At 62.0% G+C, this 25790-nt stretch carries 22 protein-coding genes; 17 read left to right on the top strand and 5 right to left on the bottom strand.

The features are described from left to right. Window positions 1-11: 11 nt before the first annotated feature. The 3 genes from BUS12_RS12415 to BUS12_RS12405 form a co-directional block, all read right to left on the bottom strand. Window positions 12-1172, bottom strand: a complete 1161-nt coding sequence (locus BUS12_RS12415; RefSeq protein WP_074295970.1) for an NAD-dependent formate dehydrogenase — start codon at window positions 1170-1172, stop codon at window positions 12-14. Window positions 1173-1352: 180 nt separating this feature from the next. Beyond that, window positions 1353-2927 (bottom strand): adenosyl-hopene transferase HpnH, encoded by a 1575-nt coding sequence (hpnH, locus tag BUS12_RS12410; RefSeq protein ID WP_216352708.1) that lies wholly within the window; start codon window positions 2925-2927, stop codon window positions 1353-1355. A gap of 328 nt (window positions 2928-3255) precedes the next feature. After that, window positions 3256-4107 (bottom strand): LysR substrate-binding domain-containing protein, encoded by an 852-nt coding sequence (locus tag BUS12_RS12405; protein WP_074295969.1) that lies wholly within the window; start codon window positions 4105-4107, stop codon window positions 3256-3258. 127 nt (window positions 4108-4234) lie between these two features. Here BUS12_RS12405 and BUS12_RS12400 point away from each other — a divergent pair, with 127 nt between their 5' ends. Next, a complete protein-coding gene (locus BUS12_RS12400) occupies window positions 4235-4939 on the top strand; it encodes a haloacid dehalogenase type II (RefSeq protein WP_074295968.1) in 705 nt (234 codons plus the stop codon). Window positions 4940-4957: 18 nt separating this feature from the next. Further along, window positions 4958-5746: an aldolase gene (locus tag BUS12_RS12395; RefSeq protein WP_074295967.1), complete on the top strand. Its 789-nt coding sequence runs from the start codon at window positions 4958-4960 to the stop codon at window positions 5744-5746. Window positions 5747-6454: 708 nt separating this feature from the next. Here BUS12_RS12395 and BUS12_RS12390 read toward each other — a convergent pair. Further along, on the bottom strand, window positions 6455-7243 hold the full coding sequence (locus BUS12_RS12390; RefSeq protein ID WP_074295966.1) for an IclR family transcriptional regulator: 789 nt from the start codon (window positions 7241-7243) through the stop codon (window positions 6455-6457). A gap of 246 nt (window positions 7244-7489) precedes the next feature. On the opposite strand from BUS12_RS12390, the gene BUS12_RS12385 reads away from it, so the two are divergent. The 9 genes from BUS12_RS12385 to BUS12_RS12340 all read left to right on the top strand — a co-directional run bounded on the left by BUS12_RS12385 (window position 7490) and on the right by BUS12_RS12340 (window position 16835). Continuing rightward, window positions 7490-8554, top strand: coding sequence for an ABC transporter ATP-binding protein (locus BUS12_RS12385; RefSeq protein ID WP_074295965.1), 1065 nt, complete (start codon window positions 7490-7492; stop codon window positions 8552-8554). Between the two features lie 99 nt (window positions 8555-8653). Beyond that, a complete protein-coding gene (locus BUS12_RS12380; protein ID WP_216352707.1) occupies window positions 8654-9991 on the top strand; it encodes an ABC transporter substrate-binding protein in 1338 nt (445 codons plus the stop codon). A gap of 64 nt (window positions 9992-10055) precedes the next feature. Beyond that, window positions 10056-10997: a carbohydrate ABC transporter permease gene (locus tag BUS12_RS12375; protein WP_083640464.1), complete on the top strand. Its 942-nt coding sequence runs from the start codon at window positions 10056-10058 to the stop codon at window positions 10995-10997. A gap of 4 nt (window positions 10998-11001) precedes the next feature. After that, window positions 11002-11883: a carbohydrate ABC transporter permease gene (locus BUS12_RS12370; RefSeq protein WP_074295964.1), complete on the top strand. Its 882-nt coding sequence runs from the start codon at window positions 11002-11004 to the stop codon at window positions 11881-11883. 7 nt (window positions 11884-11890) lie between these two features. After that, the gene (locus BUS12_RS12365; protein ID WP_074295963.1) at window positions 11891-13009 is read left to right on the top strand and encodes a mandelate racemase/muconate lactonizing enzyme family protein; all 1119 of its coding nucleotides are present in this window, start codon (window positions 11891-11893) and stop codon (window positions 13007-13009) included. Window positions 13010-13063: 54 nt separating this feature from the next. Further along, entirely contained in the window at window positions 13064-13399 is a 336-nt protein-coding gene (locus tag BUS12_RS12360; protein WP_074295962.1) for an L-rhamnose mutarotase, read from the top strand. A gap of 622 nt (window positions 13400-14021) precedes the next feature. Then, window positions 14022-14690, top strand: coding sequence for a hypothetical protein (locus tag BUS12_RS12350; protein ID WP_074295961.1), 669 nt, complete (start codon window positions 14022-14024; stop codon window positions 14688-14690). Continuing rightward, a complete protein-coding gene (locus tag BUS12_RS12345; RefSeq protein ID WP_074295960.1) occupies window positions 14680-15672 on the top strand; it encodes a hypothetical protein in 993 nt (330 codons plus the stop codon). The genes BUS12_RS12350 and BUS12_RS12345 overlap by 11 nt, the downstream gene beginning before the upstream one ends. An 11-nt stretch (window positions 15673-15683) precedes the next feature. Continuing rightward, complete coding sequence (locus BUS12_RS12340; protein ID WP_074295959.1) at window positions 15684-16835, top strand: transporter substrate-binding and LysM peptidoglycan-binding domain-containing protein; 1152 nt, start codon at window positions 15684-15686, stop codon at window positions 16833-16835. Window positions 16836-16844: 9 nt separating this feature from the next. Here BUS12_RS12340 and BUS12_RS12335 read toward each other — a convergent pair whose 3' ends face one another. Further along, window positions 16845-20051 (bottom strand): hypothetical protein, encoded by a 3207-nt coding sequence (locus BUS12_RS12335; RefSeq protein ID WP_074295958.1) that lies wholly within the window; start codon window positions 20049-20051, stop codon window positions 16845-16847. 490 nt (window positions 20052-20541) lie between these two features. On the opposite strand from BUS12_RS12335, the gene BUS12_RS12330 reads away from it, so the two are divergent. The 6 genes from BUS12_RS12330 (at window position 20542) to BUS12_RS12305 (ending at window position 25788) form a co-directional block, all read left to right on the top strand. Beyond that, on the top strand, window positions 20542-21057 hold the full coding sequence (locus BUS12_RS12330) for a lysozyme inhibitor LprI family protein (RefSeq protein WP_143788310.1): 516 nt from the start codon (window positions 20542-20544) through the stop codon (window positions 21055-21057). Window positions 21058-21097: 40 nt separating this feature from the next. Next, window positions 21098-21286 (top strand): hypothetical protein, encoded by a 189-nt coding sequence (locus BUS12_RS12325; protein ID WP_143788309.1) that lies wholly within the window; start codon window positions 21098-21100, stop codon window positions 21284-21286. A gap of 391 nt (window positions 21287-21677) precedes the next feature. Beyond that, on the top strand, window positions 21678-22538 hold the full coding sequence (locus tag BUS12_RS12320; RefSeq protein ID WP_074295955.1) for a polysaccharide deacetylase family protein: 861 nt from the start codon (window positions 21678-21680) through the stop codon (window positions 22536-22538). Further along, window positions 22535-23710 (top strand): glycosyltransferase, encoded by a 1176-nt coding sequence (locus BUS12_RS12315; RefSeq protein ID WP_074295954.1) that lies wholly within the window; start codon window positions 22535-22537, stop codon window positions 23708-23710. Before BUS12_RS12320 ends, BUS12_RS12315 begins: the two co-directional genes overlap by 4 nt. Window positions 23711-23848: 138 nt before the next feature. After that, on the top strand, window positions 23849-24307 hold the full coding sequence (locus tag BUS12_RS12310) for a GNAT family N-acetyltransferase (RefSeq protein WP_074297418.1): 459 nt from the start codon (window positions 23849-23851) through the stop codon (window positions 24305-24307). Between the two features lie 161 nt (window positions 24308-24468). Continuing rightward, the gene (locus BUS12_RS12305) at window positions 24469-25788 is read left to right on the top strand and encodes an MFS transporter (protein WP_074295953.1); all 1320 of its coding nucleotides are present in this window, start codon (window positions 24469-24471) and stop codon (window positions 25786-25788) included. Window positions 25789-25790: the final 2 nt, after the last annotated feature.

Below are 25790 nucleotides of genomic sequence, written 5' to 3'. Positions count from 1 at the left end.
TTCTACAGGGATCAGCCCAGCTTGTACGAACCTGCGCCGGTGCCGGCGAGGTTGCCGCCGTCGACGATCAGGTACTCTGGACGGATCGGCCTGCCCTCAAAGAAGCATTCGAGGATTTCTAGCGTGCCGGCCGCATAGCGCGCTTGCCCCGCCAACGAGCTGCCCGAAATATGCGGCGTCATCCCCTGGTTCGGCATGCGCCGCCACGGATGATCGACCGGTGCGGGTTGCGGATACCAGACGTCGCCCGCATAGCCCGCGAGTTTTCCCGACTCGAGCGCGCGCACCACGGCATCCCGGTCGCACAGCTTGCCGCGCGCGGTATTGATGAGGTACGTGCCGTGCTTGACGAGTTCGAACATCCTGTCGTCGAACATGTGCTCAGTCGCCGGATAGAGCGGGCTTTGCAGGTTGATGACGTCGCACACCTTCACCAGCGATTCCGGCGTCGGATGATAGGTCAGGTTCAGTTCGCGTTCGATTTCCGCCGAGAGACGATGCGGATCGTAGTAGTGCAGATGAACGTCGAACGGCTTGAGCCGGCGCAGCACCGCGAGACCGATCCGGCCGGCGGCGATGGTGCCGAAGTGCATGCCTTCGAGATCGTAGCTGCGGCTGACGCAATCGGCGATGTTCCAGCCGCCGTTCACGGCATATTGATGCGAGGGCAGGTAGTTGCGCACCAACGAGAGCACCATCATCACGACATGCTCGGCCACGCTGATGCTGTTAGAAAAGGTTTCCTCGGCGACGGTGATACCGTGTGCGGCGGCCGCCTTGAGGTCGACGTGGTCCGAGCCGATGCCGGCCGTGAGAGCGAGCTTGAGTTTCTTCGCTTTAGCAATGCGTTCGGCGGTGAGATAGGCCGGCCAGAACGGCTGGGAAATCACCACGTCGGCGTCGGGGAGGTGGCGGTCGAAGGTCGAATCGGCGCCGTCCTTGTCGCTCGTCACGACCAGTTCGTGACCATGGCTTTCCAGGTAGCGGCGCAGACCCAGTTCTCCCGAGACGCAGCCGACCAGTTCGCCCGGCTTGAAGCCGAGCGGTCCCTTCGGCGAGGGCACGGTCTGTCCATTCGGATAGGCCGTGATGACGGGAATCTCATTGCGCGCGTATTTCGGCGGATAGCCGGTGACGGGATCGGGATAAAGAACACATAGAACTTTGGCCATCTCTTTGCTCCGTATATCGACTTGTGAGTAAGTGCTGATCAATCAGCACTTGCAGTCTGACGCGGGAGCAATGGCGTTTATTTCGAATTCGCACGGTCGACCCCGGGAGGGGTTCCGGGGCTCCTTGCGAGCCCCAGCCGGCATTGCGCGACGCCTGGCCGTCAAGACCAGGCGCCGGGATTAATCGCCGAGATATTCCGGTTCGATCTGGATGTTCTGCTCGCCGGCAGCCTTCTTTTCCCAGTATCGCTTGACCCAGTTTTCGAAGGTCTTGCCCGCGGCCGTATCCTTGCCGGTGAAGGCGATGGCGCCGATGTCCGCGTACGGAATCACGTCCTTCGTCTGCTTGCCGGTGGGGATGATCCGCACGAAGCAGTCCTTGAAGGCCGCGCCGTATTGACGGTCGTACAGATAGCCTGCCACGCTCGAGCCGTCCTTGCGGGTGATCGTGACGTCGCCACGATAATCGAAGGCCTTTTCCATCGCTTCGCGCACTTCGGCTTCGGTGGTCAGTTGCGGCGTCCAGCCTTCGAGCTGCTCGTGCACCGTGCCCGCGGCGGTTTCCATCTGATCCGGGTTGACCACGTCAGCCGCCGGTGCGACCGGCGCGGCTGCTACGGCCTCGGCCGCTTGCTGGCCCTTGGCCGCATCCGCACGCGGCGGCGTGGGGACGAACACCATCGGCACTTCGTGCGAGGTCTTCTTCCAGCCGGCGAGCAGGTCGGTGGCGCCCTGGTCCTTATAGCTGTCGAACAGCATGGCCTTGACGGTCTGGAACATACCCTTGAACGAACCAAAGGTGTAGTTCACGCCGCTCGCTTCGTAGCCCGAGTGCACCATACAGTTGGCGCACTTCGGATTGCCGCTTTCGGTGCCGTACTCGGACCACTTCACGCTTTCCATCAGTTCGTCGAAGCTGTCTGCATAGCCGTCCTGCAGCAGGTAGCACGGCTTTTGCCAACCGAAGATGCTGTAGGTGGGCATGCCCCACGGCGTGCAGGTGAGTTGCTTCTTGCCCATCAGGAATTCCATGAAGATGGGCGACGCGTTGAAGCGCCAGCTCTTCTTCCGGTTCGACAGGATCGCGCGGAACAGCTTCTTCGAACGTGCACGGCCGAGAAAGTGCTTCTGGTCCGGCGCCTTGTCGTACGTGTAGCCGGGCGAGACCATCATGCTTTCGACGCCCGCTTCCATCATCTCGTCGAAGTGCAGGCGCACGCTGTTCGGGTCGGCGCCGTCGAACAAGGTGGTGTTGGTGGTGACGCGGAAACCGGCCGCAACAGCGGCGCGCACACCTTCCATGGCGATGTCGTAGCCGCCTTCACGGCACACCGCGAAATCGTGATGCTCGCGCTGGCCGTCGACGTGCACCGAGAACGACAGATACTTGCTCGGTTTGAAGAGGTGCAGGTTCTTGGCGAGCAGCAACGCATTCGTGCACATGTACACGTACTTCTTGCGCGCCACCAGACCGGCGACGATCTCAGGCATCTGCGGATGCAGCAGCGGCTCGCCGCCCGGAATCGCGACCATCGGCGTTCCGCACTCCTCGACCGCCTTGAAGCATTGCTCGGGCGTGAGTTGCGACTTCAGGACGTGAGCCGGGTACTGGATCTTGCCGCAGCCCGCGCACGCCAGATTGCAGCGCATGAGCGGCTCGAGCATGAGAACGAGCGGATAGCGGCTACGCCGCATCAGCTTCTGCTTCAGGACATAGGTGGCGACCGTCCAGGCCTGCGAAATTGGCACTCCCATGCTGGCAATGCTCCTCAATAACTGTGTTGCGCCGCGGACAGGGTCTGCGACTGTGTTCAATAGATCGTTTCGCGCCCGCTTCGGACGCGATCGTGTGCTAACAAGGGCCGATCACGTCCACCCGATTGGCGCAAACCGATCTGGCACTGGACGGGTTGTGGGGCCCCGAATTCTCAAAAATACCGCAATGATCGCACAAACCGGACTTTCCGGTCGGAGCCGCGCGTGTTCGGGCCGGGCGGGGCGGTCCGGCGGCGGTGGGCGCGGGGTTTGGCGTAGCGGCGTAGCTGGGGCGAGTCCGTGGTGAATCCGGGACGGTCCACGGCGATTACGCCTTGACTTCGGCCCGCAAGAATTCCACCAACGCTTGCTGCAGCGCATTGAGCACCCCGCCGGAGGTGACGAGCGCCAGCTCCGTGGGCGGCAAGTCGGGCAAACCGGGGCACAGGCGATGCTCGGGAAGCACCGCGGTTGTGGGCAGGACCGAAATCCCCAGTCCCGACGAAACGGCCGCCTGAATGCCCGTGAGACTGTGGCTGCCGAACGCGATGCGCCAGCGCCGCTGGGCCTTGTCGAGGCTGCGGATGGCGCGCTGCCGGTAGACGCAGCCTTGGGGAAACAGCGCGAGCGGGATGGGTTGGTCCACGGGCTCCTCAGACGCTTCGACATCCGCGCCCTGGACCCACACCAACGATTCCGGCCAGGACGCGAGACACTCGCCGCTGCCCGGTTCGCGCTTGACCAGCGCAAGCTCGATCTCGCCCGCAGCCAGCTTGCGCTGCAGGTCGGTGCTCATGCCGGCGATGGTCTCGAGGCGCACGCCGGGTTTGGCCTTCACAAAGCCCGACAGCATGGCCGACATGCGCCGGGCGTCGAAATCCTCGGGCACGCCGATGCGAACCGGCGTCAGTTCCACGTCGCTCGCCAGCGCGTCCTGGGCTTCCTGCGCGAGTGCCAGCAGCCGACGGGCGTATTGCGCGAGCAACTCGCCGTGCTCGGTCGCGCTCACCTGATTGCCGGTGCGGTCGCGCAGCAAGAGGGGCCGGCCGACCAGCGCTTCCAGTTTGCGCACCTGCTGGCTGACCGTCGACTGGGTGCGGTGCACGCGTTCGCCGGCGCGCGTGAAGCTGCCCTCGTCGACGACGCAAATCAGCGTATTCAATAGTTCCAGATCAAGCATGGCCGGCTCGCTTCGTTATTTGAAATTCAACTGACACATAGATTTTAATTTAATTTTCAAATATAGGGTGAGGCGCTTAACCTGTCCGCATTCGAAACCTTCAATCCGCGATTTCCAGGAGCGATCCATGTCACTTGAGAACACCCGCCGGCCGGTCTGGCTCACTTTCGACTGCTACGGCACGCTGATCCAATGGGACGAGGGACTGCTGGCGGCGGTCGGTGACATCCTGCGCACGAAGCCAGGCAACGAGGTCGAGCCGGCGAAACTGCTCGAGATTTACGACCGGCACGAACATGCGCTGGAGCAGACGGGGCCGCACCGCTCGTTCCGCCGGGTTGCCGGCGACGGACTGCGGCTCGCGCTCGAAGAGTTGGGTTTGCGCAGCGACGAGGGCGACGCCGGGGTGCTGACCAGCCGCATCTCGGCGATGCCGCCGTTTCCCGAAGTCGTCGGGACGCTGCGGCAACTCAAGGAGCGGGGCTATCGGCTGTGCATCGTGTCGAATACCGACGACGACATCATTGCCGGCAACGTCGCGCAACTGGGAGGCCAGATCGACCGGGTGATCACCGCGCAGCAGGCGGGGGCATACAAGCCGGCGCGGCGCCTGTTCGACTACGCGCACGAACAACTGGGCGTGACGAAGGACGACGTGGTCCACATTTGTGCGAGCCCGCATCTCGACCACGCGGCTGCGCGCGATATGGGATTTCGTTGCGTGTGGATTGATCGCGGGACGGGGCGTGGCGTGCTGCCGAACTACACGCCCGATGCTACGCTAGCGACACTCGATCGGGTGCCGGCGCTGTTCGCCGAGCTCGGCTGGTAATTCTCAGGGGAAGACATCATGGCGCATACGTTGTTATCGGTCGGATCAACGGCACCGTCGCGCAGCCTGCGGCTCGATTCCGACGCGGTCATGCAGGCCCGCATCGAACTGGCGGCCTGTTTCCAGTTGGCGGCGCAGTACGGTTTCGAGGAGGGGGTCTGCAATCATTTCTCGGCGGTAGTTCCGGGACATGACGACTTGTTCTTCGTGAATCCTTATGGTTATGCATTCGCCGAGATCACGGCGTCGCGGCTGCTGGTTTGCGATTTTGAGGGACACGTGGTGGACGGCGAAGGCAAGCCGGAGGCGACGGCGTTTTATATCCATGCGCGCTTGCATCGCGCGATGCCGCGGGTGCAGGCGGCGTTTCACACGCATATGCCGAATGCTACGGCGCTTTGTTTGCTGGAGGGGCCGCCGTTGTTGTGGCTTGGGCAGACGGCGTTGAAGTTTTATGGGCGTACTGCGGTTGATGAGGATTACGGTGGGTTGGCTCTCGACGAGTCGGAAGGGGATCGTATTGCGGCGGCGCTGGGGGATGCCGATGTTCTGTTCTTGAAGAATCATGGGGTGATGGTGGCGGGGGCTAGCATCGCTGAGGCGTGGGATGATCTCTATTATCTGGAGCGCGCTGCGGAGGTTCAGGTTAAGGCGATGAGTAGCGGGCGGGCGCTTAAGGCGGTGCCACATGATGTGGCGCAACGGACTTATGAGCAGATGCGGGTTGGGGATAAGGAGAGTGCTCGGGCGCATCTTGATAGTGGGATGCGGTTGTTGCTGGCGCGGGGGAATGGGTTTGATAAGTAGGTTTTCTGTGGCTTTCACTTTTGGTTGTTTTTTTTTATGGTGTTGGCCTTTCCTTGCTTTCTTAGTGGTCTATTAGCGATGCCCCTGTGCGGGGCGGCACTTACTTTCTTTGCCGCCGCAAAGAAAGTAAGCAAAGAAAGCGGGCTGCAACCGCTAGCGTTTAGTGAGCCATCTCGGTCTGCCACCGGAAACGGCCCAAGACGAGACCCGCCCTCGCGCCACCCACGTTAGTGACAAAGCAGTCATCCGCTCCAGCGTTGCGCTACGCGCCCCGCCGTTGGGCGTAACACGTTCTGCAAACGCTAATTAATGTCACTACTTTACTTCGTTAGGAAACCATATCATCTATGATGAGTGCCGCAGTTTGGCAATGTTTTTCCCCGTTGGCGGTGAAATCGAGGTGGCATTCCTAGGTGAACCTGTCCGCGACGCACGTAGTGCGGAGTGGGGTGGATGAGTGCTGTGTCACGAGCGGTGGAAATGCGATGGCAGGTCTCGTCTTGGGCCGTTTCCGGTGGCGGACCGAGATGGCTCACTAAACGCTAGCGGTTGCAGCCCGCTTTCTTTGCTTACTTTCTTTGCGGCGGCAAAGAAAGTAAGTGCCGCCCCGCACAGGGGCATCGCTAATAGACCACTAAGAATACAAGGAAAGGCCAACGCTGCAAGAGCACAGCCAAGACCAACGCCGTAGGCAAACAAACACCCACATTAACTAGCCCCCTCCCAATAAACATTAAACCCCATCAACGAAGTCAACGTCTGCGCCGCGCGCTTCATCATCTCGCCCACTTCGCTCATGGAAGGCACCGGCGCATTATCGATCCGCTCGATATAAGGCGTAGTCAGCGCCGCAATAGCATGCCCATCCCGCCCAAACACTGGATAAGCCAGATTCTTGACTCCCTTAACCTGCCGGCTCGACATACGCGCATTACCATGCCTGCGGATCTGCGCCAGATCCTTCGCCAGTTGCTCGCTATCCACCACCTGCTCACCCTCCACAGGCACATGAAGCTCAAGCATCTCGGCCCGCTGCGGTTCCTCCTGAAACGCAAGCAACACCTGCCCCGAAGCCGTATCGGTCATCCCAATCAACGTCCCCACCTTCAACGCAAATCCCCACCGCTCAGGACTCTCCACACCCGCCACGATCAACACGCGCCCCTTCTGATACACGCAAAGATGAAACGACTGCCCAGCCTGCTTGGCAAGTTGCGTCATCAACGGCAGCGCTGTCGACACCAATGAACGCACCGGCTGATGCCGATGCGCCAACTGAAACAGCAGCAGCGAAAGCACATAGCGGTCGCCCGCGGCCAACAGATAGCCGCGCGTTTCCAACGTGACCACCATGCGGAAGATCTCCGCCGTAGTGCGCCCCAACTCCTTGGCAAGCTCCGCGAGCGATAAGCCCTCCGGGTGATCCGCCAGCCGTTCGATGATGTCGAGGCCCTTTTCCAGTGCCGGCGCCGAGTAGCGCGTCGCGTTGTCGTTCAAATTTCCTCCCGTAAAGCCGACGGTTGCCCGATCGACCCGGCGCACATGATACCCAATCCGATTGTAGGGCCCCCAAGGCCGAAAGCGCGTTCCAATGCCCCATTCCATAGGCGGGGAAAACACCTAGTAAATTTTATCAATGAAATGTGTTTTCATACCTAAAATTTTAAGCAGCGCTGGACGAAGGCGCCAGGGCACGCTGAACAGCAGGCCGCCGGCGGCGGAATAACGCGGAGGAGAGGGTGGATGGCAGCCGTTGCATTCGAGCAGGTGCGCAAGTCGTTCGGCGCCGTTCAGGTCCTCAAGCAGATCGACCTGGCGGTGCCGGACGGCGAGTTTCTGGTGCTGGTCGGCCCGAGCGGCTGCGGCAAGTCCACCTTGCTGCGTGCGTTGGCCGGGCTCGAGGGCGTCACGCACGGGCGCATCCTGATCGACGGTCAGATCGTCAATGCGCTGCCGCCGCGCGAGCGCGACGTCGCAATGGTGTTCCAGAACTACGCGCTCTATCCGCATATGACCGTGCTCGAGAACCTCACCTTCGCGCTCAAGCTGCGTAATCACGACGCCGCGGAGATTGCGTTGCGTGCGCAAAAGGCGGCCACTTTGCTCGGTCTGCAGGACCTGCTCGGCAGGCATCCCCGGCATCTGTCGGGCGGTCAGCGGCAGCGTGTGGCGATGGGCCGCGCTATCGTGCGCGACCCAAAGGTGTTCCTGTTCGACGAGCCGCTGTCGAATCTCGACGCGCGGCTGCGCGTGCAGATGCGCGCGGAGATCAAGGCGCTGCATCAGCGTCTGCGCGCCACCACGGTCTACGTGACGCACGACCAGATCGAGGCGATGACGATGGCCGACCGCATCGTCGTGCTCAACGGCGGCGTGATCGAGCAGATCGGCACGCCGCTCGCACTCTACGACGATCCGGACAATCTCTTCGTGGCGGGTTTCATCGGCTCGCCGGCCATGAATGTCTTCAATGGCGTGTACGAGCAGCGCGGCGGTGGCGCGCAGGTGCGCGTCGGCGAAGTGGCGCTGCCGGTGCCGGCCGTCAATGCCGTGCACGGGCAAGAGGTGGTGTACGGCGTGCGTCCCGAACATCTGGCGCTTGCCGGCGAGGACGGCGTGCCGTTCGCGCTCGATGTGGTCGAGCCGACCGGTGCGGCAACCGAACTGTTCGGCACGCTCGTCGGCCAACCCTGTTGCGTGATGCTGAATGGCCGCACCGATCTGCGCGCCGGCAACCCCGTCGCATTGCGTGCCGATCTGAACAAGGTGCTGGTGTTCGATCGCGCAAGCGGGCGACGTCTGCGCTGAACAGGCCTGCGAGCCGTCCCGCCGCGGGGCTCGCATGACGCATGAACCGCCGGTATGCCGTGCGGCTGCACGGCGGAACCCATACAAGAGGAGACAGTAATGCGCTATCCAACCATGCAAGCCCTGCCAACCATGTTGCGGCTCGCCGCTTCGATGCTCGCGCTCGCGGGCCTCGTCGCGTCGGGTCTCGCCCACGCCGACGACGAATACAAAGGCTATACGCTGCGGGTCAAGCTGATCGGCGGTGTGCAGTACGAAGCGCTCTATACGCGCATTCCGCTGTGGGAAAAGCAGACCGGCGCGAAAGTCGAGATCGTGTCGCGCAAGAGCCACTTCGAACTGGATCGCGAGTTGAAGCAGGACATCGCCTCGGGTCACATCGACTATTGCGTGTCGTCCAATCACACGAATTTTTCGGCCCAGTACCCGATTTTCCGCGATCTGAAGGGACTCTTTCCAGCGAGCTATCTGGCCGCGTTCTCGCCGAGCCTGCTGAAGGCGTCGGAAATCAACGGGCATCTGGTGCAGATTCCGCGTTCAGTGGATATCGAAGCGCTCTACTACGACAAGACCGCCTACGACGATCCGGCCAACCAGGCCGCCTATAGCAAGCAGTTCGGCAAGACACTCGCGCCGCCCACGAACTATGCGGAGTTCACCCAGCAGGCCAAGTTCTTCACCAAGGCGCCGAACTTCTACGGCACGCAGTTTCCCGGCAAGGACGAAGCCATCACGGGGACCTTCTATTCGCTGCTGATCGCCAATGGCGGCCAGTTGCTGGATGCGAAAAACCGCCCGGCGTTCAACTCGCCGATCGGCGTCAAGACGCTTAACTGGTTCGTGGACCTCTACAAGGCGGGCGCGGTGCCCAAGGGCGTGCCGAGTTACGTCTGGGACGATCTGGGCAATAACTTCGCAGCCGGCAAGGTGGCGCTGGATCTCGACTGGCCTGGCTTCGCTTCGTTCTACAACGATCCCAAGACTTCCAAACTGGCCGGCAATGTCGGCGTAGTGCCGGCGCCGCTCGGTGCCGGCAACAAGCGGCCGGGCTGGTCGGGCTCGCATAGCTTCTCGATTACGAAGACCTGCGATCGGCCGGAGGTCGCCGCGAGCTTCATCGAATTCCTGACCAGTCTCGATTCGCAGATGGTGGAGGCGCGCCTCGGCACGATTCCTTCGCGGATCGATGCGCAGCAGGCGGTTGTGAAGGAGTTCCAGGAAAAGCACGATGCCTATATGGCGAACGCCATCAACGTGTTCAGCACGGCGGCGCGCCAGGACGCCTTCACGCCGCCGCGCATCCAGCAATGGGACGAGATCTCCAACGCGCTGTGGCCCGAGTTGCAGAAGGCGCTGATCGGCGACAAGTCGTCCCAGCAGGCGCTCGACGATGCGGCGAAAAAGGTCTCCGACATCATGCAGGACGCCTCCGACTAGCGACATGCTCCGGCCCACGCGACGCACGCCGCGCGGGCCGATCCTATTTTCGCTCTACGACACCATGCGATCCAACCTCCAGGATTCGTCCGCTGTACCTGCTCTCGTGCCGGTCTCGCACGAGGGCGTCGGTTTGCCGTTCAAGCTGTTGCTGCCTGCGTTCTTCTCGGTGGCGATCGTCGTCGTGCTGCCGCTGCTGTTCTCGCTCTACACGAGCTTTACGTCGTACCGGCTGATCGAGCCCGACACGATCTGGCATTTCATCGGCCTGCGCAACTACATGCGCGCGTTCGCCAACGAGGACTTCTGGGCCGCCTTCGGCCGCACCGTGCTGTTCCTGACGATTGCCTTGAATCTGGAACTGGTGCTGGGTCTCGGCATCGCATTGCTGCTGAATGAGGTCACTAAAGGCCAGCGAATCCTGCGCACCATCATGATGTTCCCGATGATGTTCTCGCCGGTGCTGGTGGGCTTCCAGTTCAAGTTCATGCTCAACGACAGCACGGGCGTGGTCAACCATCTGCTGCAGACGCTCTTCGGCTTGCAGAGCACGATTCCGTTTCTGGTCAATGCGAACTCGGCGCTCGCTTCGCTGATCGTGGCCGAAGTCTGGAACTCGACGCCGGTGTTCGCGGTGATTCTGCTGGCGGGATTGATGGCGTTGCCGAAGGATCCGATCGAAGCCTCCAAGGTGGACGGCTGCACGCCGCTGCAAACCTTCCGCTACGTGACGCTGCCGTACCTGATGCCGTTCATCTACATCGCCATGACGATCCGCTCGCTGGACGTCGGCCGCGCCTACGACATTGTGCGCATCATGACGAACGGCGGTCCCGGCGGGCGCACCGAATTGCTGTGGACAATGGTGGGCCGCATCGCTTACGACGATTCGCATATGGGCTACGCGAACGCGATCGGCTATGTGTCGGTGCTGGTTTCCGTGCTGTTCACGCTGTACTTCTTCCGCAAGCTCAATGCGGCGCGCAAACATATGGGGCCGGCCTGACATCATGAGTACGACGCTCGAACACACTCCCGGTTTTTCGTCCTTCAAGGCACCGCTGCGGCGAGCTGCGCTATGGTTCGGAGTCTTTATCGTCATGGCGGCGATCTGTCTGCCTGGCCTGTGGGTCGTGCTGAACGCGTTCCGCTCGAACGTGGCGATCCTGTCGAACCAGCCGCTCTCCGATGCCGGCAGCTATACGCTCGACAACTTCCGCAACATGTTCGGCTTCGGCGCGATGCAGTCGTTACCGATTCGCCAGTACTTCGTGAATTCGGTGGTGATCTCGCTGGCGAGCACCTTCGCCGCCATCGTGGTGGGCGTGCTGGGCGGTTATGCGTTTGCCCGTTTCGAATTCCGTCACAAGAAGACGCTGTTCGTCGTGCTGATGCTGACCCGCGCGATTCCCGGCATCGCACTGTCTTTGCCGATCTTCATGTTGTGGGCGTGGACCGGTCTGCTCGACACGCGCATCGGTGTGATCGTCGTCTACCTTGCGATGAACGTGCCGTTCACGGTATGGCTGATCGACGGTTTCTTCCGCGAGGTACCTGCGGAACTCGCCGAGGCCGCGCAGATTGACGGCTGCACCCGCTGGCAGGCGTTCTGGCATATCGAGCTGCCGCTGGCCCGCTCGGGCGTGGCGTCGGCGGCGATCTTCGCCTTCCTGACGAGCTGGAACGAATTCGCGCTGGCGTCCCAGTTGTGCCGCAGTCCCGACACTAAAACTTTGCCGGTCGGCCTGATGGACTTTACCGCTCAGTTCACAGTGGACTGGGCCGGCATGTGCGCGATGGCGGTCATCATCATCATTCCCGCCATCGTGCTGACTTTCATTGTTCAGAAGCACCTGATTGCAGGCCTCACGCTTGGCGGCGTCAAAGGATAGAACTCACATGACCACGATCGAAAACGTCGAAATCCGGCAAGTCGACCTTCAGCCGAAAGTGCGGCGCACGGACGCCATTCAGTCGTTCGTTGTGCAGGAAACCATTTTGCTGACGATCCGTTGTAGCGACGGCAGCAGCGGCACAGGCTACACCTACACGATCGGCACGGGCGGTTCATCGATCGTCGCGTTGCTGCACGATCATCTGGTGCCGCGGCTGATTGGCCGCAACCCGGCTGAGTACGAAGCGATCTGGCGCGATCTGTTCTTCCATACGCATGCGACAGCCGTCGGCGCCATCACCAGTCTCGCGCTGGCCGCCGTCGATACGGCGCTATGGGACCGCAACACGCGCGTGGCCGGGCTGCCGCTGTGGGTCGCGGCCGGCGGCGCAAAACCACGCGTACGCACTTACACGACGGAGGGCGGTTGGCTGCATCTGTCGCAGAGCGAACTCGTCGAGCAGACGCTGCAAGCGCAAGCCGAAGGCTTTCGCGGGGCGAAACTGAAAGTAGGGCGCCCGCATGTCTCGGAGGACGCCGCGCGTCTCGCGGCCGTGCGCGCTGCCGTGGGCGACGGCTTCGAACTGATGGTCGACGCCAACCAGGGATTCACGCTGGCCGAGGCGCTGCGACGCGCGCATGCCTTCGAGCCGCTACGCCTCGCATGGCTGGAGGAGCCGATGCCGGCCGAGAGCATCGACGCGCACCGGCGTCTGTGTGCGGCGACGACGGTGCCGGTTGCAGTGGGCGAATCGCTGTACCATCCGGCGCAGTTCGCCGAATATGTGAAAGCGGATGCCTGCTCGATCGTTCAGGCGGACGTCGCCCGCGTGGGCGGCATTACGCCATGGCTGAAGATTGCGCATTCCGCGGAGGCGATGAACATCGAAATCTGTCCGCACTTCCTGATGGAGTTGCATGTGAGTCTGTGCGCGGCGGTACCCAACTCGAGCTGGCTCGAGTACATTCCGCAACTGGACTCGCTGACCGGTGCGTCGATTGTGGTGGAGCAGGGTTACGCGACACCGCCGGCGTCGCCGGGCATCGGCATCGATTGGGACTGGGACGCGATTCGTGCGCAGCAGCGTCTGCAGATCGAGATCGACACGCCGGTGAGCGCGTGAACGCCCGCGTCGACCGCCTGCTCAATTGCTACTTTATTTGTTATGGAGTGTTCCATGCGTTATTGCCTCGCCCTCGATCTTCGCGACGATCCCGCCGTGATGGAGGAGTACGACCGCTACCACCGCGAGGTCTGGCCCGAAGTGCTCGCTCATCTGCGGGCCTCGGGCATCCATGACATGACGATCTGGCGGCGTGAGAACCGGCTAGTCATGCTGATCGACGCGGACGAGGGCTTCACGCCGGAGCAACTCGTTATCGGCCCGCAGACGCATCCACGCGTCAAAGAGTGGGAGACGCTGATGGCGTATTTCCAGCAGCCGTTGCCGCATGCGGAGAAAACCGCATGGCAGCCTTTGGAGCAGGTGTTTCGCCTGACCGAAAGCCGGTAAAACCAATATTCAGAATGACTGATTATGCGTAACGTATATTCGGTAAGCTAAACAAAAGAAACGCGAAATTAAAATGAAAAATTATGCGTTTTAGCGGTTGAGGAGCGTACGCCGCTAATGGAATCCGTGCGTTGGATTTAACCATTGCTGAGCAGTTAGCACTACGTTTCAAGCAGTGCCCGGTGTTATATTGATGTACATGAACACGCCGAGATCAATCGAATCGATCGATAACCGAACGCGTATGCGCGAACTATGCGCATTGGCTGGATCTCAGAGCGAAGCCGCGAGGCTCATCACCCGCCATACCCGACGACCCTGCAGCGTGGAAGCGGTGAAGTCGTGGACCTGCGATCCCGATACGACGCGCGCCAGGACCTGTCACGACTGGGCCGTCGAAGCACTCGAAACAGAGTTGAACAATCTTGCCAAGGATTCCTGAGCTCGTGTCCGGGCATGTCCGGCGTATCGGCTTATCCACTCAAAGCCGAGGGATCGTGGCGTCACCTGCACGGACATGATGCGAGGCAAGTGAAGAGCGTAAGTCAGCGCCGGACGATAACAGGCCACAGCCTGCCAAGCCCGCGCCATGTTGAGCGGCCATTACTTAGTGAGACCATTCATGAGTATAAAAGACAGGATCAAAGCATTTGTTTTTGAGGACGAGTCCGGAAAAACCAAAGAGCCAGTCGATGCAGCGGGCGAGGTCCCGGCGTCGGATCCGCCGCCGCACGCCTCGGTCTCCGAGGCGCCGCAGGCCGCTGCGGTCATCGAACAGTCGGGTACGGGGCTCGACGTGCCGGCGGTCGAGGACCACATCGATCAGCAGATCCAGAGCAACCAGGCCTTCGCGCCCGTCGCCGCTTTCCTCAAGATGGCCGAGAGCATGAAGAGCGTCATCGGCGACGAGAAGCAGCGCTTCCAGGCCGCTCAGGCGGCGACCAACACGCCGACCGACGCCTTGCTGGGCGCGGTCAAGTCGTATGCGTCGGTGCTGGAACATGAAACCACGGCGTTCGAACAGACCTTCGTCGCCCAGGCCGAGGGCGAGATTCGCGCGCTCGGCGATCAGGAGAAGCAGTTGAGCCAGCAGATCAGCGACCTGCAGGCAAAGCTGTCCAATCTGAGCGCCCGCAAGGAAGAGATCGGCGCGCAGTCGATTGCGAAGGCGGGCGATCTGGCCAAGGCGAAGATCGACTTCGGCTCGGTTTCGTCGACGCTCAACAAGCGCTACACCGACCTCGCCGCCAAGCTGCAGCAACATCTCGGAGGCGCTGCACATGGCCAATGATCTCATCAAGACCGAGACCACCCGGCGGCTGAAGTCCTTCTGGGACACCAAGGAAGGCACCACCGGCATGGTGGTGGGCGCCGGCATTCTCGGCGGCCTCGGCTGGGGCGCGTACAAGATCATGCCGTACGTGGCCAACCTGATGGAGAACACGGTGCTGGCAATCGTGTTCGGCGCCATTGCCGTGGGCCTCGTGTATGCCCTCGTCATCGACGGCTCTTTGCGCCGGCTGCTGTGGCTGCGGTACAAGCTGCTGATGCGCGCATTGACCTACTCGGTCATCAAGTACGACCCCGCCGGCGTGTTGCGCGAGACGCAGAAACTCGCTCGCACGCGCCTGCGCGAAGCGGACGAGTACCGCACCAAGGCGCGCGGCCAGGTGGAACTGATCAAGAACACCATGGACGGCTACAAGCGCGAGGCCGACACCTATCTGCAGGAGGCGCAATACCTGCAGTCGCATCACGGCTCGCAAACCGAAATCGAAAGCCGCGCCATGAAGCTCCAGGAACTGAACACGGCCTACAAGGAGTTGCAGCCGCTCTATACGGTCACGCAAAGCTGGTACGAAAAGATGACCCATGCCAGCGAAACGCTGGAAACCATCATCAGCAACACCGACTTCAAGATCAACCTCGAAACCACCAAGTACAACGTGGCGAACTCGACCCACAACGCGTGGCGCATGTTCAAGTCGGCGTTTTCCGGTTCTGAGGATATCGAAGGATTGCAAAACGATACCTTCACCTACATGGCGGAAGACTATGGGCAGAAGGTCGGCGAGATCGAATCGTTCATGCTGGATTCCAAGAAGTTCATCGACAGCGCGGATCTGCGCAAGGCCGTGAACACGGAGAACGGCATGAAGCTGCTCGAAGAGCTGAGCCGCCGCAATCTCGGCATCGTCGAAGCCGATCAACCGAAGTTGACGACCGACGATGCCTCGACGGTCAGCTATGCGAATTACCTCAAGAAAAAATAAGGAGCCAGCAAATGGCATTTACCTCAGGATTCAAAAAACTCGTGGGTTTGGTAGCCACCGTGGCCGTTGTCGCGGGCGCAATCTTCGCTTATAAGCAGGGCTATTTCGGTCAGCACAACACGTCGCAAGTGGCGGCCGTCGACACCGGCAATAGCTCGCAGCCCATGCAGGCGATGCAGGCACCGCCCACGGCGGCGCCGCAGACGGACACCTCCAACGCGGCGACACCGAGCCGCGATACGCTGCAATCGATCCTGCAGAATCGCACGGTGCGCATTTCCGTGGAGAACCCGTCCGAGCCGATCTACGGCGAGACCAACGGCATTCCGCACGGTTTCAATTACGAGTTCGCCAAGTTGCTGTTTGCCCAGCCCGAATTCAACAAGGGTGGCGTGATCAGGATCGACACGCATCATGAGGTGGACGCCTATCAGGACGTGCCGCGTCAGTTGCTGGTGTCGTCCAATGGCGCGCCGGTCACCGACATCGCGATGGACGGCCTGACCTTCCCGGACAACACGCCCAACGGCGTGGTCTACACGAATCCGTATCTGGACGACTTCGGCTACGCGCTGATCGTTCAGCATGGTTCTTCCATCCGCTCGGCGGCGGATCTGAACGGCAAAACCATCGGCATCCTGCAGGGCGATCCGGACGTGCGCGCGTTTGTGACCCGCCAGTTTCCGAACAGCAAGCTCGTGGAAGTTAACGATTCGGACCCGCAGTTCATCAACAAGAGTGTCGACGATCACGTAGTCGATTGCTTCATCTACGATTATCCGTTCGCGGTGGAATCGATCAAGGGCACCGACCTCAAGTTTGCCGTCACGAAACTCGATGGCTCCGATATCTCGTACAAGATCGGCGTCCGTGCAGCGGACCAGAATCTGTTGATCTATCTGAACAGCGCGATTGGCCGTGTGAAGCAAAGCCCGGCCTACCTCGACCTGCTGCGCAAGTATTTCATCAGCGACCAGGTGGAGACGACGGCGGCGGCATCGGGCGAGCGCAGCTACGTCGTGCGCCAGGGCGATACGCTGAACCTGATTGCCTCATCGCAACTCGGCAGCGGCTCGCGCTACCGCGACATCCAGCAACGTAACAACCTGCCGAATCCGAACCTGATCCTCGTGGGCCAGCATCTGGTGATTCCGGCCCGGTAAGCGGGGCATTTATTCGTTAGCGCTTGGCGTTGAGGGAGAGGATGGCGCCGTAGGTGTTTGCGGCGCCATCCCCAAGGCATTGAGCACGCTTTGCTCGATGAGCGGACTGCGCTGGATTCCCGGCAGCGTGAGATTCGGCGCCGGTGTGGGCAGTTTGCCCACGTCGCCGCCGTGCAAGGTGAACGAGCGCCGCGTCTGCGCGTCGTAGCACAGCACGCCGGCGACCGGCGCATCAGGATCGTCATGTCCTGCGCCGATGCGCTCCGCCCGTTCCTCTCCCGACGCCTGGACGAACGTGACGGTGGCCCCGGGCTTACCGAACACCTGCGCCGCGATCTGCACAATGGTGTCGCGATGCTGCGTCACGTCGACGTGGCTGCCGGGATCCGCATCCGTCACCGCCGCGGTCACGCGGCGCCTTGCTTCCACCACCTTGCGGTTCATCGCGCTTGAAGCAGAATCGGTCTTGCCCGAGAACTGCTGGCCGAGCGCGTGCAGCATCGAGTCGAGACCCGGTGTGCTGGGGTTGTCGATCACGTTGACGTGCGCAGCCTCGAGATTGCGCCGCCACGTCAGCGGCTCTTCGGCGCTCGCCTGATGCTCAGGCATCCGTTCGGCGACTGCCGCCGCCTGCTCGTGCCCCTGCTGGTTGAGCAGTTGCGTCGAAAAACGCCGCCGCAGATTTTCGCCGAACAGATGGCCTTCGAGCCATGTGCCCGCGTCCTTTTTCCCCATCTCCTGTAACTGTCCGATTTCCGTTTCGCTGAAACGGAAATCGCGCAACATGTTGCGCGCGGCGGTGGCCTCGCGGCCGCTACTGAACAGATCCCCGACGAAGAGCCGCGTCGCAAACGAAGGGTTGTCCTGCGCGAAGCGCTGCCGCAGATCGCTCGCCACGTCCTGCGCCGGTTGTCCGACGTAGCGCGCGGTATCGAAGCCGTAGTTGACTGCGGTTGGCGCGGTCGAAAGTGCATGCGCCAGCGCATCGATGCCGCTTGCCGGCTGGAACGACGCATTGTCGATGAAGTGAGTCTTGAGCGTCTCGAAGGTCTTGTCCGGATCCCGGCTGTCCTGCCGGACCGCGTTGAGCGCGATGATGCCGCTCGTGCTTGCCGCCTCGCCGATGAACCTTTTGGCATCCTCTATTTGCTGATGGTACCCGTAGCCCGCGGCTTCCTCGGCCACGACACGAAGTGCAACCAGCGCGTTGGCCTCGGGATTTTTCTGCGCAAGGAAGGCGCGCACCTCGTCGCCCTTACCGGAAAGTTTGAGGGTCTCGACCTTGTTGATATCCGCGATGCTTAGCTTCAGTTCATCGTGGAGGAATTGCTGGCGATCGCGTAGCCGGCCGAGGTCCGCGCCACCCGTAGCGATCCGCTGGTGCAGCGACGGCAACGCATACAGCAAGGCCTCTTCCTGCATGGCCGCATTGATGGGCCGGGCATTTCTGCGGTTGATCTCGCTGACGAGCCCACGCCGCCCCGCGTACGCGAGATAGGCGGGGCTGAGTACCGCGCGCGTCGCGCTGATGCCCGCGCCTGCAAGCGGATTCACCGCGAGTTCGGCGATGCCTGCCGCCGCGTTGACCGCACCGTAGGCCACCTGAATGTTCGCGTGGCGCTTTTCCTCCTTGAGAGAATCGAGGGTAGTGTCCTGATACGCGAGGATATGCGTGCGCAGCAGATCGGCCGGTGGGTTCTGAGGATGGGTGCGTCCGCTCTGGAGCGGCAGCACTTTCTGGTTGTAGCGGACCTTCATCGCTTCGAGTCGATCGAGGCTCGCGCCGTTGGCGAACTGCTTGACGAGCGCCGCCCGAATGTCCGAACGCTGAAGCTTCGTGGTCGGCAACGTCGCGTCTTTTTTCCAGAAGCGCCAGGTGCCGAAGTGCAGCGTCGATTGCAAACGCGCGCGCTCGTCCTGCGGCAGCGTCTTGTAACGCGCGACGAACGCCTGCTCTTCGCCGGATGCGGCAATGGCCTTTAGCGTGTTCGAATTGAACTGGCCCGGGTCGATTTCCGCGTCGCGCAGCGAGTCCTTAAGCACCGCGACCTTCGGGGCCGTTTTGGCACCCAGCGCCTCGTTTCGGACGGACTTCAGTTCATCGAATAACTCGGCATGCTGGCCCGGCTGGATGTCCGAGCGAAGGAACGCATCGATTACTTCTTCGCGGGCCGCACGGCGCATGCTCGCCGTGTCCAGATTGCGATTGCGCCCCAGGTTGAAGACCTGGAAGAGGTTTTTCTCGCCGGGAAACTGCAGCACTTCGTTGAAGCGCTGCCGCCCGATGATGCCGAGCGCGGCGAATTGGCTGTGAAACCGTTCGACATCGGCGTCGTCGTGCTGGCGCAGGATCCAATAGGTATGCGAACTGATTTTGTCGTCCGCGAATGCATCATCGAGCTGCCGCATGGCCTCGCTATGCGATTCGGTTCGCCCGCTGGCCGGCTGACGGACCGCCGAGCGCACCGCCTGCACGCGGTCCACCGCACGGTCCACTTTCCTGCTTTGCTGCACCCCGGCAATCGTATATGCGGCGCCCGAGGCGATTGCCAGCACGCCGTCGGCCGTCACCGCGCTGGACTTGCCGCCGTACATCGAATGACCCTGATGTCCCGCCGCATAGATACGCCCGCCGACCCCCAGCGCGCCAATGCCGACGTCGCGAATCGCGCCCGGCGTGGCGCGCGCGAGATTGCCTTTGGCTTGCTTGTGTGCGCTCAGCGCGTCGTTGCCCGCAAGCGTGCCCGGCACTTCGCTTTTCAACTGCTTGCTGGTCTCGGCCACCTTGAACAGCTTATTGCCGAAGCTGACGGCGGTCGTCGCGACGTCGAGCCCGGCAGGCAGCATGCCCACGCCGTTGGTCGCCTGAGACACGTTGCTCGTGACTTCGCTTGTGCCGTGGAAATTGCTGACGAGCCCGTTGACGGCGGAGGTCGCGTTGTTGCCGGCCCAGAGCTCATAGCCGCCCGACGCGGCGGGCGACATCACCGGTTCGGCTTTTCCGAGGCCGCCTTTGGCGATCTGCGCAGCCTTCGCGCCGGTGCGCGTCGCGCGTTGCGCCAGCGCTCCCAGCAGTGAGTGACTGCTCGCGGTCGTGGCTGGCACGCCCGGTTGGGCCGGGACGCTCGGCGCGCCGCTGGTTGAACTGCCGCTCTCGTTCGGATCCGGCACCTGCGGGTGGGAAGGCGTGTTTGACCCGCCGATGGGCGTCGACATGCTGTGTTCTCCTGAATGGCCCGGTCGCCATGCAGGCTCGCCACCAGGGCGTGCCACCAGGCGCCTGACCTTTCAGTAGACCCGAGTCGCAGCGCCTCGCGGCAGTGAGAGCGGAAATCCTGTCTCGCGATGCGAAGCTGGCGCGTATTCGCGCCGCACAATGCAAAAAAAGTCCGCCCCACGGTCATAAGGCGGACTCAAACAGATGTTAAACCCACTGCGACGAGTAAGAAGCAGTGTGAGGACATCCTATGCCGCCAATTCGCGGTTGGGTGCCGGGGTAATGCTGCGTAAGCGAGCCGGCCCAATTGCGCGGGCGCGGAAATCTTTGGTAAGCACTCTGTCGCTACGGCCTTTCTTTCACGGCTAGAACCCGCTCAAGCGGACTATTCTGCCCACGTGCGAACCTCATCCCGTTGTGTGTGCGGATCTTCGATGAGAACGCTCATCACGCGCCGCTATCCGCTTACTTCTTCGTACAGGGTTAGTCATGTCCAAATCGAAAACTGCTGTTCCTTTCGTTGCCCGGTTGCTTGCCAAACCATCGGCGAGCTTGTCGTTCTGCGTTCTGGCGGCGTGCGCGACGCTTGCCGGTAACGCGTCGGCGGCGAGCTTCCATTGCACGAGCAAGTCGTCGGCATCGGAGAAGATCGTCTGCCAGGATCCGCAACTGTCCAGCCTCGACGATCGCCTCAATACCGCTTACCAGCGCGCCCGGGATGCCAGTCTCGATCCGCGCTCGGTGGAGTCCGCGCGCATCGAGCAATGGCTCTGGCGCCAGCACAACTGTACCGACAAGGCTTGTGTACAGAGCTGGTATGACCGGCGCATCGCCGAACTGGATGCCGACTATGAGCAGGCCAAACAGGCCCAGCGCGATGCTTTCGAAGCGGCGCTGGTGGAGCAGAAGCTGGCTCCGTCCGCGGCAGACGCCGTGCGGCAGATGAAGAGCGATCCCCTCGTGGCAGCCGCAGCCGGCCCGGTCACGACTCCGGCCGCGAAGTGAATGGCAGCGTATGCGCCATGGACCCTCGATCAGATTGGTCGTGTCAGTAGAAGATGGGCCGGTTGACAGCGTCGGTGGGATCGTCGAACTCGGGGGGCGCAAAGTCGGCGTCTGGTATTACGACGCCATGACGAGCATCGTCGTGACGCGCGCCTTTCGCAACAAGGTCGTCATCGGCAGTGTGGCCGAAGTGGTCGCCCAGTTGAAGCGGCTCGCCATCCGGTTTTAAGGCGAGCCGCACCAGATCGCATCATCACGCATCGCCGCGCATCGTTGCGGTTGCATGCCCGCTATCCATTCAAGTACCGCGGTCCAGCGGACCGCGCGTCGTTTCAACGCGAGCCCTTGCGTTCCGCGCGATACGTCTCCGTGTCGCGCGCATGAGTCCTTTGTCGAGATTGATGGGCGCCTCCGACAATGCGACACAATTCTCCACAAACGAACGATAGATTGCAGAGTTTGTTCACTCTAATATTAATTCACATTTCATCACCCGGGCATCGGCGAGGCGAGTAGTGCGCCTCAAGCCGTCTGTCGCCGAGAGACATCATCCCTCCGTTTAAAAGTAATCGGCGCTTTAAATGAGCCGGCGCTAAAACACCTTTTGGCCTGCATAGTAAATGCTACAGACGACTGAATCGTTTGCGAATTCGATACCGGTGCTGACGTATCACCACGTGTCATCGTCGGGCGGCTCGCTGACTATCTCGCCGGAGAACTTCGAGTCGCAGATCGGCTGGCTGGCGAAGAACGGTTATGTCACGCTCACCGCCGATGAATTTGCGCGCTTTTTGCATGGCGCGCCTATGCCGCGCAAATCGGTTTTGCTGACCTTCGACGATGGCTATCTGGACAATTACGTCCACGCGCATCCCATTCTTTTACGTTACGGACTCAATGCGGTCATGTTTCTCGTGACCGGCCGCGTGCATGACGGTCCGTATCGCGCCATCGGGGCGCAGCGCCTTGAAGCGCCGCGTTCGCATCAGGCATGCGAGCGTCTCGTTCACGACGGTCGTGCGGACGAGGTCACGGTGCGCTGGAGCGAGGTCGACTTGATGCGCGCGGCGGGCACGTTCGAATTCCATAGCCATACGCACAGCCACCTCCGCTGGGACCAGTTGTGCGCCGACCCGGTCCACAAGCGCCAGAACATCGGTGTGGACATCGAGAAGTCAAAGGCGATCCTGGTGGCCCGTCTGGGTGCGGGCTCGCGCCATCTGTGCTGGCCCGAGGGCTATTTCGACGCCGACTATCTCGACGCTGCCAAAGCCGCCGGATTCGAGTACCTCTACACGACCCGCAACCTGCGGCGCAACGTGCCGGGCAGCGACCCTCACCGTATCCATCGCCTCGTCGACAACGGCAAGGACGCCGAATGGCTCGCGCAAAAGCTGCACCGCTATCAGGATCCGCTGTGGGGGCGGGCGTACTACTGGTTCAAACGGGCGAGACACTTCCGGGACGAAGCGTGGTCATGAAAATCCTCTACACGAACTTCCACGCGGGCGATGGGGGCGGCCATACCACCTATATTCTGAGCCTCGCCGCCGCGCTCGCGGGCCGTCATCGCGTGACGGTAGCGGCGCCGAAGTCGAGCCGCCTTTATGCGAGCGCGCAGTTGCTGGCGGGTGTCGAGGTGATCGCGCTCGAGTTTCGCAACCGGCTGGGCGCGATGACCGGATCGGGCTGGCGCTTGCGGCAACTGATCGCCCGCGAGCGTTTCGACATCGTTCATGTGAACGGCTCGGCGGATCACCGCATTGTCATGCTGGCGACGCTAGGCCTGAAGCGAACCCGGCCGCGCATCGTCTTCACGAAGCACAACGATTTGCCGGTCAGCGGCCTGAGCACCTGGTTGAAGGGCAAGCTCGGCACCGATTCGGTGATCTGCGTATCCGACTACACGCGGCGCCGCCTCGCTAAAACCGTCTATGACACCAAGGTGGTGTGGGTCGTGCATCATGGTGTCGACCTGGGCCGGTTTGCGCCGGTCAGGTCTGAAGTAGTCGCAAGGCTGCGCAGCCGCTGGCGCGAGGCGGTGCCGCGCGACGCGCTGGTGCTGGGCAGCATTGCCGGCACGGACTGCAACAAGGGCTGGCTGAACATGGTGGCGGCCGTGGCCTTGCTGCCCGCTGCACAACGCGAGCGGATCCGCATTGTGGTGGCGGGGCGCTTGCCCGACGCCCTGCAATGCGCGCGGGTCGACGCATTGGGGATGACGGATCATGTGATCTTTACCGGCGTGCTCAGCGACGTGCGGCCGCTGGTGGCGGCGCTGGATGTGGGCTTTGTGCTGTCGCAGCGCGAAACGCTGTCGTTTGCCTGCCGCGAGATGATGGCGATGGGCAAGCCGGTGATCGTGTCGGATTCGGGTGGCCTGCCGGAGAACGTCGAGGCCGGCGTGAACGGCTGGATTGTCGCGCCGCACGAACACGAACACCTCGCGCAACTGCTGGCGCGCCTGCTCGGCAACCGGCTCGAGATTACGTTGGCAGGCATGGCGGCGCGCGCGCGAAGCGTGGCGCAGTTTTCGCTGCAGACATTCGTGGAGCGGACCGAGGCGGTCTATCAGGAGTGCCTGGTGCGCATTCCGTCTTTGGCCGGCAGCGGCTCGGTCGCTGAATGGAAGGTTCAGCGCAACTCCGGCTGAGCAGGTTGCCGCCGACACCGCCCGGTGTCGGCCCGCAATACGCTTTTCCTCTCCAGGATGGATAATTCGCTGCAGGACGCCTGCGCTGCGTTGCGGCGCATCAAGGCTCTTCCACTCCAAATCATCCTGGATTTTCACATGGAACAGATCGTCTTCCGGTCGGCGCTGCTTGCCGACATCCCTGCCATCGTCGCGATGCTGGCCGACGACGAACTCGGCAGCCAGCGCGAAATCACCGGTTTGCCGCTCGACGAGCGCTACGTCGCGGCGTTTCGCGCCATCGAGGCCGACGCCAATCAGCAACTGGTGGTGGTCGTGGACGGCGCCGAGGTCATCGGCACGCTGCAACTGTCGTTCATCCCAGGGATTGCCCGGATGGGTGCGTGGCGCGGCCAGATCGAAGCGGTGCGGATTGCCGCCCACCGCCGCGACTCCGGGCTGGGCCAGAAGATGTTCGAATGGGCCATCGCGACGTGCCGCTCGCGCGGCTGCAATCTCGTCCAGCTCACCACCGACAGGAGCCGCGCCGACGCGCATCGTTTCTACGAGAAGCTCGGCTTCGTCGCGAGCCATGTCGGCTACAAGCTCGCGTTGTAGCGCCGCATCCTGCGTGTGCTGGCCGCCAAAGGCCTCGCTCAAATGGTCAGTCGAAAAGCGGCGCGCTGGCGGTCTGCTCGTCGAGGACTAATATGTGAGACTAAGGGCGATGCATCAGCCATAATGAAAAAAAGCGGTATTTAAACGATCCAGGAGACGACATGCAATCCGATCAACCGACCCAGCCGCCTGGCGGTGCCGCACCGCATCTCTCGAAGTTCGGCGCCGTCCTGCGCGTGACGAGCGGCAACTTCCTCGAACAGTTCGACTTCTTCCTGTTCGGCTTCTACGCCACGTACATCGCCAGGACGTTTTTCCCGGCCGCCAGCGAGTTCGCCTCGCTGATGCAGACCTTTGCCGTGTTCGGCGCCGGTTTTCTGATGCGGCCGTTGGGCGCCATCATCCTCGGCGCGTATATCGACAAGGTGGGGCGGCGCCGCGGCCTGATCGTCACGCTGGCCATCATGGCGAGCGGCACGATCCTGATTGCCTGCGTGCCGGGCTATGCGTCGATCGGCTTGCTGGCGCCGGCGCTGGTGTTGATCGGGCGTCTCTTGCAGGGGTTTTCGGCGGGGGCCGAACTCGGCGGCGTGTCGGTGTATCTGGCGGAAATGGCCACGCCGGGCAAGAAGGGCTTTTACACCGCCTGGCAGTCGGCTAGCCAGCAGGTGGCTATCGTGGTGGCGGCCGCGCTCGGCTACGCGCTGAACCTGTTGCTCACGCCGCCGCAAATCGGCGCCTGGGGCTGGCGTTTGCCGTTCCTGATCGGTTGCATGATCGTACCGTTTCTCTATGTGCTGCGCCGCTCGCTGCAGGAAACCGCGGAGTTCCAGACGCGCCGCCATCATCCGGCCACCTCCGAAGTGTTCCGCTCGATGCTGACCAACTGGCAGACGGTGGTCGCCGGCATGATGATGGTTGCGATGACAACCACCACTTTCTACCTGATCACCGTCTATACACCGACCTTCGGCCGCGCGGTGCTGCATCTAAGCACCGCGGATGCGCTGGTCGTCACGCTGCTGGTGGGGGTGTCGAACTTTATCTGGCTGCCGCTCGGCGGCGCGGTTTCGGATCGCATCGGCCGCCGGCCCTTGCTGTTGTTCATTTCGGCACTCGCCATCGTCACCACCTATCCTGCGCTGGAATGGCTCGCGCATGCGCCTAGCTTCCTGCGCATGCTGACCGTGCTGCTGTATTTTTCGTTCTTCTTCGGCGTCTATAACGGTGCGATGGTTGCGGCCCTCACGGAGGTGATGCCGGTGGAGGTGCGGGTCGCCGGTTTCTCGCTCGCCTATAGTCTCGCCACGGCCTTGTTCGGCGGTTTTACGCCCGCTGTCTCGACCTTCCTGATCGAGATAACCGGCGATAAAGCGGCACCGGCTTACTGGCTGATCTTCGCGGCCTTATGCGGCTTCTTCGCCACGCTGGTGCTGTATCGCCGGGGTGGGGCGGCTGAGTTGCAGGCCAAGCTGGGCTAGGG

The sequence above is a fragment of the Paraburkholderia phenazinium genome (assembly GCF_900142845.1).
GTDB lineage: Bacteria > Pseudomonadota > Gammaproteobacteria > Burkholderiales > Burkholderiaceae > Paraburkholderia > Paraburkholderia phenazinium_A.
This window is presented reverse-complemented; position numbering and strand designations above follow the sequence as displayed.